Genomic DNA, 10249 nt, shown 5'->3' on the forward strand with positions numbered 1-10249 from the left:
GACGGTCTGTTCTCTGGGCGTATCTTTCGACCAATCAAAGATTACGAATGCCTGTGCGGTAAATATAAGCGCATGAAGTATCGCGGCGTTGTCTGCGAAAAATGTGGTGTTGAAGTTACGCTGCAAAAAGTCCGCCGTGAGCGCATGGGCCACATCGAATTGGCATCTCCAGTTGCGCACATCTGGTTCCTCAAGTCGCTTCCGTCACGGATCGGCCTGATGCTGGACATGACTTTGCGTGATCTTGAGCGTGTTCTCTACTTTGAAAACTACGTTGTGATCGAGCCAGGCCTCACGGACCTCACTTACGGTCAAATGATGACCGAAGAAGAGTACATGGACGCTCAAGACACCTTCGGCATGGACGCATTCACTGCGAATATCGGTGCTGAAGCGATCCGCGAAATGCTCGCGCAGATCGACCTTGAGTCTGAAGCTGAAACGCTGCGCGCGGATCTTGCGGAAGCAACAGGTGAACTCAAGCCAAAGAAGATCATCAAACGTCTTAAAGTCGTTGAGAGCTTCCTTGAATCTGGCAACCGTCCTGAGTGGATGATCCTGACCGTGATCCCTGTGATCCCGCCAGAGCTTCGCCCACTTGTTCCACTGGATGGCGGTCGTTTCGCGACGTCCGATCTGAACGATCTTTATCGCCGCGTGATCAACCGTAACAACCGCCTGAAGCGTCTGATCGAATTGCGTGCGCCTGATATCATCGTGCGTAACGAAAAGCGGATGTTGCAAGAATCTGTTGATGCTCTGTTCGACAACGGTCGTCGTGGCCGCGTCATTACAGGCGCAAACAAGCGTCCTTTGAAATCTTTGAGCGACATGCTCAAAGGTAAGCAAGGTCGTTTCCGTCAAAACCTTTTGGGTAAGCGCGTCGATTTCTCTGGTCGTTCTGTCATTGTGACGGGTCCGGAACTGAAATTGCATCAGTGTGGCTTGCCCAAAAAGATGGCTTTGGAACTGTTCAAACCGTTCATCTATTCACGTCTGGATGCCAAAGGTCTGTCCAGCACTGTGAAACAGGCGAAGAAACTTGTTGAAAAAGAGCGTCCCGAAGTTTGGGATATCTTGGACGAGGTTATTCGCGAACACCCCGTTATGCTGAACCGTGCACCTACATTGCACCGTCTTGGCATTCAGGCGTTCGAACCCGTTCTGATCGAAGGTAAAGCGATCCAGCTGCACCCGCTCGTTTGTTCTGCGTTTAACGCGGACTTCGACGGTGACCAAATGGCTGTCCACGTACCGCTATCTTTGGAAGCGCAGCTTGAAGCACGTGTTCTGATGATGTCCACGAACAACGTTCTGTCACCTGCAAACGGTGCACCGATCATTGTTCCATCACAGGATATGATTTTGGGCCTCTATTACACGACGCTTGAGCGTACGGGTATGAAGGGCGAGGGCATGGTCTTTGGTAGCATCGAAGAAGTTCAGCACGCGCTGGACAACGGCGTTGTTCACCTGCACTCCAAGATCACAGCACGTATCACACAGATCGACGATGATGGCCTCGAAGTGCAGCAGCGCTTTGAAACTACACCGGGTCGTGTTCGTCTTGGCGCACTTCTGCCGCTCAATGCGAAAGCACCGTTTGAATTGGTGAACCGCCTTCTGCGTAAGAAGGAAGTTCAGCAGGTCATCGATACGGTCTACCGTTACTGTGGTCAGAAAGAATCGGTGATCTTCTGTGACCAGATCATGACAATGGGCTTCCGCGAAGCGTTTAAGGCCGGCATTTCCTTCGGTAAGGATGACATGCTGATCCCTGAAACAAAGTGGCCATTGGTCGATGAGACACGCGATCAAGTGAAAGACTTTGAACAGCAGTACATGGACGGCCTGATCACACAGGGCGAAAAGTACAACAAAGTTGTCGATGCTTGGTCAAAATGTAACGACAAAGTCACCGACGCGATGATGGGCTCTATTTCTGCAGCTCGTCACGACGATGCTGGCGCCGAAATGGAACCGAACTCGGTCTACATGATGGCTCACTCCGGTGCGCGTGGCTCGGTGACACAGATGAAACAGCTGGGCGGTATGCGCGGTTTGATGGCAAAGCCGAACGGCGACATCATCGAAACGCCAATTATCTCCAACTTTAAAGAAGGTCTGACCGTTCTAGAGTACTTCAACTCTACGCACGGTGCTCGTAAGGGTCTGTCAGATACGGCTTTGAAAACAGCGAACTCTGGTTACCTGACACGTCGTCTTGTTGACGTTTCTCAAGACTGCATCGTGCGCATGCGCGACTGTGGAACTGAGAACATGATCACAGCAGAAGCTGCGGTTAACGATGGTGAAGTTGTTTCTTCCCTCGGTGATCGTGTTCTGGGCCGCGTCGTTGCGCAGGACGTTGTACGTCCGGGCACCGATGAGGTGATGCTGACAACAGGTACGCTTATTGACGAACGTATGGCGGATGCGGTTGAAGAGGCGGGCGTTGCATCGATGCGCATCCGTTCACCTTTGACCTGTGAAGCCGAAGAAGGCGTTTGCGCAATGTGCTACGGTCGCGACCTTGCACGCGGTACGATGGTCAACTCTGGTGAAGCGGTCGGTATTATTGCCGCGCAGTCCATTGGTGAGCCTGGTACACAGTTGACGATGCGGACCTTCCACATCGGCGGCGTTGCTCAAGGTGGTCAGCAATCGTTCCAAGAAGCGGGTCAAGAAGGCACAATCGTCTTTGAAAACGCGCAAACACTTGTGAACGCATCTGGCGACACGATGGTCATGGGCCGTAACATGAAGCTCATCATCAACGACGAGAACGGCGAAGAGCGTGCGAGCCACAAGCTTGGGTACGGTTCTAAGTTGTTTGTTGCAGAAGGCGCGAAAATTGCCCGCGGTGACAAGTTGTTTGAATGGGATCCATACACGCTTCCAATCATCGCTGAAAAAGCAGGTACTGCGAAGTTCGTTGATCTTGCCTCTGGTATCGCCGTTCGCGACGAGACAGATGAAGCAACGGGCATGACACAGAAGATCGTTATCGACTGGCGTGCAGCGCCTAAGGGTAACGAGCTGAAGCCTGAAATTATCATCATGGATAAAGACGGCGAGCCTGTGCGCAATGATGCGGGCAATCCTGTGACGTACCCAATGTCTGTTGATGCGATCCTCTCTGTCGAGGATGGTGTTGAAGTGCAGGCCGGTGACGTTGTCGCGCGTATCCCGCGTGAAGGTGCAAAGACCAAGGATATTACCGGTGGTCTGCCACGGGTTGCGGAACTCTTTGAGGCACGTCGCCCTAAAGATCACGCGATCATTGCAGAGCTCGACGGTCACGTCCGCTTTGGCAAAGACTACAAGAACAAACGCCGTATTGCGATTGATCCTGTAGACGAAAGCCTCGATCCGGTCGAATACATGGTGCCAAAGGGCAAGCACATTCCTGTTCAGGAAGGTGATTTTGTCTCCAAGGGCGATTACATCATGGATGGTAACCCTGCGCCGCATGACATTCTGTCTATTATGGGTGTCGAAGCGCTGGCGGATTACATGATCAACGAAGTGCAGGACGTTTATCGTCTTCAAGGCGTTAAGATTAACGACAAGCACATCGAAGTCATCGTGCGTCAGATGCTGCAGAAGTGGGAAATCCTCGACAGCGGTCAGACAACTTTGCTCAAAGGCGAACACGTCGATAAGCAGGAGTTCCTTGCGGCCAATGAAAAGGCAGCTCAGCGTGGCTACAAACCTGCAACAGGCGAGCCGATCCTTCTCGGGATCACCAAAGCGTCCTTGCAGACACGTAGCTTTATCTCTGCGGCGTCCTTCCAGGAAACAACGCGCGTTCTTACGGAAGCATCCGTACAGGGCAAGCGGGACAAACTGGTCGGTCTCAAAGAGAACGTCATCGTGGGCCGCTTGATCCCAGCCGGTACAGGCGGTGCGACACAGCAGATGCAACGCGTTGCGCAAGATCGCGATAATGTTGTTGTTGAAGCGCGCCGTATCGAAGCGGAAGCGGCTGCAGCACTTGCAGCGCCAACGGATGATATCGTTGTTGGTGATGTATTCAGCACTCCTGCTGATGTTGTCGATACGCCAGAAAGCCGCGAAGACTAAAGCGCGTCTCTCATTGAATTTAACAAAGGCCCTTGCTGGAAACAGCAGGGGCCTTTTTCGTTCTATGTGATCGGCTAAATACAGTTGACATAGAGTTGCTCTAATCTCCTAGAGTTTTACGAAAGGAGAGTCATAGCGATGAAAATTGCAGAAGTATCCGAGCGCGTCAGCTTATCGATTTATACGATACGGTATTATGAGAAAGCTGGCCTGTTGCCAAAAATTGAACGTGGCAGCGACGGCCATAGGCGGTTTTCACAAAATGATCTTGATTGGCTCGTGCTGCTAGCGTCGTTGCGTGAAACCGGAATGCCAATGAAACAGATGAAGCATTTTGCCGCTTTGTATCAATTGGGCGACGCGACCGTCCGCGAGCGCAGAGGCATTTTGAGTGAACACCAAGTAATCTTGGAGGAGACAGAAGCGCGGTTGCAAAAGTGTAAGACGCTCTTGTCGTACAAAATCGGGCGCTATGACCAGATTTTAGGAGCAAACGAATGCGCATAATTGTGGTTGGGGCATCTGGTGACATTGGTCAAGCGGCCTGCGCAGAACTGGGACAACGACATGATCTGATCCGCGTCGGGCGCAGCAGTGGTGATTTTCAGTTGGACATGTCCGATCCGCTTGAGGTTTCCAAGATGTTTGATCGCGTTCAGAACGTCGATGCGGTTGTTGTAACGGCGGGTGATGCACATTTTGCACGCTTGGAAGAACAGACCCCGGAATCCATCTGCTTTGGATTACAGCAAAAAGTGATGGGGCAGATCAATTTGGTCCTCGCAGGTCTAACGCGGATTAACGACGGTGGATCATTTACATTGACGAGCGGCGTGCTTGATCGTGATCCAATAGAAATGGGCGTTGCGGCTGCGACGGCGAATGGTGCATTGGCTGGTTTCGTGGTCGGATCATCGATTGAGATGCCGCGCCAAATGCGGATCAATGTCGTAAGCCCAGGTCTTTTGGATGTTTCCGTCGCGCGGTATGGGCAATGGTTCTGCGGGCACGAACCTGTCGCTTCTGAGCGTGTCGGACGCGCCTATGCGAAAAGCGTGGAAGGTCGGTTGACCGGACAGGTTTTGATCGTTGAATAACAACTTTTCACGCGTATTCTTGGATTTGCTGTTACGAGAACGGCAGATCCTGCACGATGTTTGCGTGTTTTTCCACAAAACCGATGTCTTCACCGCCAATCAGGATCAAGCGTAGGCCATCTTCAGACCAGCTATGCGCGGCCAAACCAGCCAATTCCTCAGTGCCGCCAGCACTGTCTTGTCCCTTCATCAGGCAAAGCGCGAATGGCCGTCCCTCTGCATCGCGATAGGCCATTTGGATAAGGGTTTGGCCCTCATACCCCAAGACTTGAACGCGCACGAGGTCCAGCTCTCCGAAAGAGCGCAAAGCGTCTCGCGTGAATTCCCGACCTAATGCTGCTTCGGCGACATCAAATTGTTCGGATAGTCGGGGATTGTCAGTTTGGGCGACGGTTTGAGGCACATAGAGCGCCTGATACTGTGCGACGTGGTGGCGCCAATCAGTGGACAAGGTTGGTTCAGCCCCGTTCGTGCCTTGAAGAGTCCAACCTACACCTAAACCTAAAACCAAAGCTGCAGCCAGCGCAGCCCATTTGTTGGACGGGCGGCGATGCGCTGACGCATTGATAAGTGCTTTGGCATCATCCAAACGCGCTTCGTCGGGCAAATTCGTAAAGGCGTTCAACATTTCTTGTGAAAGCGGATCGAGCGCGCGCAACCGATCTTCGATGTCTTGATCACCCTGCGCGAGCGCGGCCTCAATAGCCACGCGTTGAGCCGTTCCCGAAGCGCCATTCAAATAGGAGCGCAGATCATCATCTGTCAAAATCATGCGTTGTCTCTCCTTGTGCCGGACGGCACATCGTTCAAAGGGGCCAATTTGCTTCGCGCTGTCGCCAAACGGCTCATCACGGTACCTATCGGAACGTCCAATAACTCAGCCGCTTCGCGATAGCTGAAATTCTGTACATAGACCAGATAACAGGTTTCGCGCTGCGCCTCGGGCAGGGACATCATATGTGTATACACCTCAGAAGCGAAAATATTCATTTCGACCGGCGATGCATCGCTCGCAATCTCATTTAGTTGCGCAGGCTCTAAGCTTCCAGTCTTGCGCACCGCGACGCTGCGTAGCTCGTTAAGCCAGATCGAGCGGCAAATCGTCAAAAGCCATGCAATGAGCGAGCTGCCTTCAATAAACTGTTCTTGTTTTTCGAGCGCGCGCAGGCACGTGGCTTGTAGCAGATCATCCGCGACGTCAGGGCGTCCTGACATAGAAAGTGCAAACCGCCAGATGGCGGGTAAGTGCTCCTCCAAAGAAGCTTCAAAACTCTTTTTGAAGAATTTTTTAAAAACCATCGAATAAAGGACCGCCCTTGCGTGTTCTCCAAATAAGCTACCGTAAAAACACTGCGGTCGCTTCTAAATATTTCGTTAGGGAGGGAACTAATGTTCAAAACACTAAAGACATGTATCGCCACACTCGCGGTGGCAGCAATCGGTACAATGGCATCGGCGGACAGCTGGACGCTCGACGGCGACAATTCGCGTTTGGCTTTCGGGTCGGTGAAAAAGGACACGATTGGTGAAGTTCACAGCTTTGAAGCTTTGAGCGGCATGGTTGGTGCGGATGGCGCTGCTAAGGTCGAGATCGATTTGACGTCGGTTCAAACCAACATCGATATCCGTAATGAACGCTTCAACGAGCATGTGTTCAAAGGTGCGGCTTCAGCGGCGTTGAGCGCAGAAATCGATATGGACGAGATCGCGGGATTGGCGGCAGGTTCCGTTGCGCTGCAAGATATTGAAGTGGTCTTGTCGTTCTTGGGGCAAGAGGTCGAACTGGACGCCGAAGTTATGGTCGCGCGTTTGTCTGACGGTCAGGTCATGGTCACAAGCAATGACATGATTTATCTGAGCACCGTAGATCTGGGGATCAATGCAGGTGTCGATAAGTTGATGGAACTGGCAAAATTGCCGGGCATCACGCGCACAGTGCCAATTACTTTCCGGTTGATGTTCAACATGGATGAAAAGAAAGCCGAGGCAGCACCCGCTGCCCCGGTTACCACGTTGAGTGCTGAAATGTTGGGCGATGTGAAAGCTGGCAAGAAAGTTTTTAAGAAATGCAAAGCCTGCCATGAAGTCAAAGAAGGCAAAAACAAATCAGGCCCGTCGCTCTACAAGATTGTGAACGCCCCCGCGGGTCAAGTTAGCGATTTCAGATACTCCAAGGCGATGGCCGAGTCCGGTCTTGTTTGGGACGTGGACACCCTGAGTGCGTTTCTTGCAAAGCCCAAAGATGTTCTTCCCAAGACCAAAATGGCCTTTCCGGGTTTGAAGAAAGACGCCGACATCGCAAACGTGATTGCCTACATCGTTGATAAGTCTGCTGACTAATTCCAATAGCCGCAGGCAGGGGCAGGTCGCAATCAGACTATGCGCAGGACGTTGAATAGGGGATAGAGGGATATGACATCCCTTGCGAATCTTTCTGACAACACCAAAGGTGCACTTCTGATGATGTGCTCTATGGCGGCTTTCACATTCAATGATCTCTGTATTAAAGGCATTGGCGTTGATGTTCCGCTGTCACAAGTACTGTTTCTGCGCGGTGTTCTGTCGAGTGTTTTGATCTATCTACTTGCGCGCAATCTGAAGGCTTTGAGTTGGCCTGAGCTTGCAAAGGATCGTGCGCTCATTGTTACCCGTTCGCTTGCTGAGGTCGCTGCCGCATATTTCTTTTTGACAGCTCTGCTGCATATGCCTTTCGCGAATGTGGTGTCTATTCTCCAAACGTTGCCTTTAACCGTCACGCTTGGCGCGGCGCTTGTTTTTAAAGAGGCCATCGGTTGGCGGCGCCTCTTAGCGATTTTGGTCGGGTTTTGTGGCATGTTGCTGATCGTAAAACCCGGGACAGACGGCTTCACGGTGCATTCGGTCTACGTGCTTATCGCGGTTTTATGTGTGACCCTGCGCGATTTGGCGGCGCGGCGCCTGAGTAAAGAGGTGCCATCGCTCACTGTGACATTGATCGGATCGCTTTTTGTGACAGTTTTTGCGGGTGGCGCAGGGGCTGTGTCAGGCGGCTGGGTGAGCATGAATGGCGCGCAAATAGTGATGCTGTTGGCGGCCTCCATCTTTATTATCGGGGGCTATGTGTTTTCTGTGATGGTTATGCGTGTTGGCGAGGTTAGCTTTACCTCACCCTTCCGATTTACCGCGATGCTCTGGGCGCTGGTGCTGGGCTTTGTCTTCTTTGGCGAATGGCCTGATCCACTCACCTTTGCAGGGGCGGCGCTTATTGTCGTAACAGGTGTCTTCACGCTTTACCGCGAAGCGCGGGCAAAACGGCGCTAAGCGAAGGTTTCGCGGATGTGATCGGCGTTGATGGCAAAGCGTTTGAGGAACTCCAACTCCTGATCTTCGCTTAAAGGTTCTACCGGAATATGCTTAACCTTCTTCTGCCGCGCGTCGTTGAACGCGTGATGCGCGCGCACGAACATCCGCTCATCTGGAAAACTCACCGCAGGCATGAAACGCGGCAATTTATCATGTGCGAAGTTCATGATTGTCAGAGGATCGTTCCCTTTCACATACATGCCAAGGGCGGCGACGTTGAAGGGGCGATAAATTTCTGACGCGGCGATGCCGGATGCGTTAAACTCAGCGATGTATCCCATGTTGAAATCAAAGGCGACGGCGCGGTGTTGCGCGCAGAGCGTCGCGCTGTCCCGCTGCGCCTTTCGTAACCGCTCTATGAAGTTTACGGCGACGGCATCGTCATCGTCATGGCGAAATTGCAAGCATGGCTCATGCGGCGAGATGCGTGCGTCCTGCAAAACCCGTTTCATGATCTGGCGCTGAGGCAGTGGCGGATGCGCTTGGATCTGAATTTGCGGGATGTCTTTGGTGATCTGAAGCAGACGCGCGATGTGCTGTTCTGGCAGGCTTTCTCCGATCACGATGATAAAGGTGAAATCCTGATCCGTTTGCGCGCGAAGGCAGGGCAGGGCGACGTTTTGGAAAAGGGCGAAACGCTGCGCAAGGCGGGTTTCATCGTAGAGATAGGCAATGCGTTCTTCGATGCTGTCATGTTCGACTTGAAAACCGCCGATTGCGGGGTATGAAAAGCGGCATAATCCGATGACTTGCACGTGGTGTTCCAATGACTATTTGCAATGTCTCACAACATGTCACTCTGGGCTATAAGCAGCAAGAGATTAAGGCGAATGCCTGCAACTGTTGACAGCTAAAGCGACTCCCCCTATACGCGCGCTATCCGGCTCTAGGGGGAACTCTATTTGCCGATATCATATCGACTGTGGTCAAGTCCTTGGCACCTATAGCCAGCGACCTCTGAAACCAAACCGCGACGTTCACCTCGGAATGGGAACGCTTGCGGTTTTTTCGCTTGTTTTCAGGCGATTGTGCTCCACGGCACGGCAGATTTCGCGTCACGCGCATGTTACATGCACGCGGCAAAACTAAGTTGAGAGATGGGGAAGACACCTTCTATGCCAACGATCCAACAGCTGATCCGCAAACCGCGTCAGCCTAAAATCAAGCGCTCTAAGTCGCAGCACCTAGAGCAGTGCCCACAGAAACGCGGTGTTTGCACACGCGTTTATACAACAACTCCGAAAAAGCCGAACTCCGCTATGCGTAAGGTTGCCAAAGTGCGCCTGACAAACGGTTTCGAAGTGATTTCGTACATTCCCGGTGAAAGCCACAACCTTCAGGAACACTCTGTGGTTCTGATCCGCGGCGGTCGTGTAAAAGATTTGCCCGGTGTGCGTTACCACATTCTTCGCGGTGTTCTGGATACTCAGGGCGTCAAAGATCGTAAGCAACGTCGTTCGAAATACGGCGCGAAGCGTCCTAAGTAAGGAGAGGCTGATATGTCACGTCGTCACGCCGCAGAAAAACGCGAAGTTCTACCAGACGCAAAGTTTGGTGACCGCGTTCTCACAAAATTCATGAACAACTTGATGATCGATGGTAAGAAATCGGTCGCTGAGCGTATCGTTTACAGCGCAATGACTCGCGTTGAAGACAAGATCAAACGCGCGCCAATCGAAGTGTTCCACGAAGCATTGGACAACATCAAACCATCCGTCGAAGTG

At 52.3% G+C, this 10249-nt stretch carries 9 protein-coding genes and 1 pseudogene; 7 read left to right on the forward strand and 3 right to left on the reverse strand.

Annotated features, from left to right (window positions below; translation table 11 throughout):
• From rpoC to ABJQ89_RS01250, 3 genes are all read left to right on the forward strand, one after another.
• On the forward strand, positions 1-4086 hold a 4086-nt coding region (rpoC, locus tag ABJQ89_RS01240; RefSeq protein ID WP_348494459.1), incomplete at its 5' end, for a DNA-directed RNA polymerase subunit beta'.
• A gap of 138 nt (positions 4087-4224) precedes the next feature.
• Positions 4225-4593 carry a MerR family transcriptional regulator gene (locus ABJQ89_RS01245; protein ID WP_348494460.1) on the forward strand — a complete coding sequence of 123 codons (369 nt, stop codon included), beginning with the start codon at positions 4225-4227 and terminating at the stop codon, positions 4591-4593.
• The gene (locus ABJQ89_RS01250) at positions 4584-5183 is read left to right on the forward strand and encodes a short chain dehydrogenase (RefSeq protein ID WP_348494461.1); all 600 of its coding nucleotides are present in this window, start codon (positions 4584-4586) and stop codon (positions 5181-5183) included. The genes ABJQ89_RS01245 and ABJQ89_RS01250 overlap by 10 nt, the downstream gene beginning before the upstream one ends.
• Before the next feature lie 31 nt (positions 5184-5214).
• Here ABJQ89_RS01250 and ABJQ89_RS01255 read toward each other — a convergent pair whose 3' ends face one another.
• Together ABJQ89_RS01255 and ABJQ89_RS01260 are read right to left on the reverse strand one after the other, a co-directional pair.
• Positions 5215-5955, reverse strand: a complete 741-nt coding sequence (locus ABJQ89_RS01255; protein ID WP_348494462.1) for a hypothetical protein — start codon at positions 5953-5955, stop codon at positions 5215-5217.
• Positions 5952-6482 carry an RNA polymerase sigma factor gene (locus ABJQ89_RS01260; RefSeq protein WP_348494463.1) on the reverse strand — a complete coding sequence of 177 codons (531 nt, stop codon included), beginning with the start codon at positions 6480-6482 and terminating at the stop codon, positions 5952-5954. The genes ABJQ89_RS01255 and ABJQ89_RS01260 overlap by 4 nt, the downstream gene beginning before the upstream one ends.
• A gap of 90 nt (positions 6483-6572) precedes the next feature.
• Here ABJQ89_RS01260 and ABJQ89_RS01265 point away from each other — a divergent pair, with 90 nt between their 5' ends.
• The gene (locus tag ABJQ89_RS01265) at positions 6573-7523 is read left to right on the forward strand and encodes a cytochrome c family protein (protein ID WP_348494464.1); all 951 of its coding nucleotides are present in this window, start codon (positions 6573-6575) and stop codon (positions 7521-7523) included.
• Positions 7524-7595: 72 nt separating this feature from the next.
• Positions 7596-8483, forward strand: a complete 888-nt coding sequence (locus ABJQ89_RS01270) for a DMT family transporter (protein ID WP_348494465.1) — start codon at positions 7596-7598, stop codon at positions 8481-8483.
• On the opposite strand, the gene ABJQ89_RS01275 is transcribed toward ABJQ89_RS01270, so the two are convergent.
• The gene (locus ABJQ89_RS01275) at positions 8480-9280 is read right to left on the reverse strand and encodes a putative rhamnosyl transferase (RefSeq protein WP_348494466.1); all 801 of its coding nucleotides are present in this window, start codon (positions 9278-9280) and stop codon (positions 8480-8482) included. The two genes, ABJQ89_RS01270 and ABJQ89_RS01275, sit on opposite strands and share 4 nt — an antisense overlap.
• Before the next feature lie 360 nt (positions 9281-9640).
• On the opposite strand from ABJQ89_RS01275, the gene rpsL reads away from it, so the two are divergent.
• Both rpsL and ABJQ89_RS01285 read left to right on the forward strand, forming a co-directional pair.
• Positions 9641-10012 (forward strand): 30S ribosomal protein S12, encoded by a 372-nt coding sequence (gene rpsL, locus ABJQ89_RS01280; protein ID WP_009828243.1) that lies wholly within the window; start codon positions 9641-9643, stop codon positions 10010-10012.
• 12 nt (positions 10013-10024) lie between these two features.
• A pseudogene (locus tag ABJQ89_RS01285) lies at positions 10025-10249 on the forward strand (30S ribosomal protein S7); the annotation flags it as partial.

The organism is Planktotalea sp. (assembly GCF_039984035.1).
GTDB lineage: Bacteria > Pseudomonadota > Alphaproteobacteria > Rhodobacterales > Rhodobacteraceae > Planktotalea.

Coding starts and splice junctions, on each gene's coding strand:
- rpsL (WP_009828243.1), top strand. CDS start 9,641: ATGCCAACGATCCAACAGCTGATCCGCAAACCGCGTCAGCCTAAAATC.
- ABJQ89_RS01255 (WP_348494462.1), bottom strand. CDS start 5,955: ATGATTTTGACAGATGATGATCTGCGCTCCTATTTGAATGGCGCTTCG.
- ABJQ89_RS01250 (WP_348494461.1), top strand. CDS start 4,584: ATGCGCATAATTGTGGTTGGGGCATCTGGTGACATTGGTCAAGCGGCC.
- ABJQ89_RS01245 (WP_348494460.1), top strand. CDS start 4,225: ATGAAAATTGCAGAAGTATCCGAGCGCGTCAGCTTATCGATTTATACG.
- ABJQ89_RS01265 (WP_348494464.1), top strand. CDS start 6,573: ATGTTCAAAACACTAAAGACATGTATCGCCACACTCGCGGTGGCAGCA.
- ABJQ89_RS01260 (WP_348494463.1), bottom strand. CDS start 6,482: ATGGTTTTTAAAAAATTCTTCAAAAAGAGTTTTGAAGCTTCTTTGGAG.
- ABJQ89_RS01270 (WP_348494465.1), top strand. CDS start 7,596: ATGACATCCCTTGCGAATCTTTCTGACAACACCAAAGGTGCACTTCTG.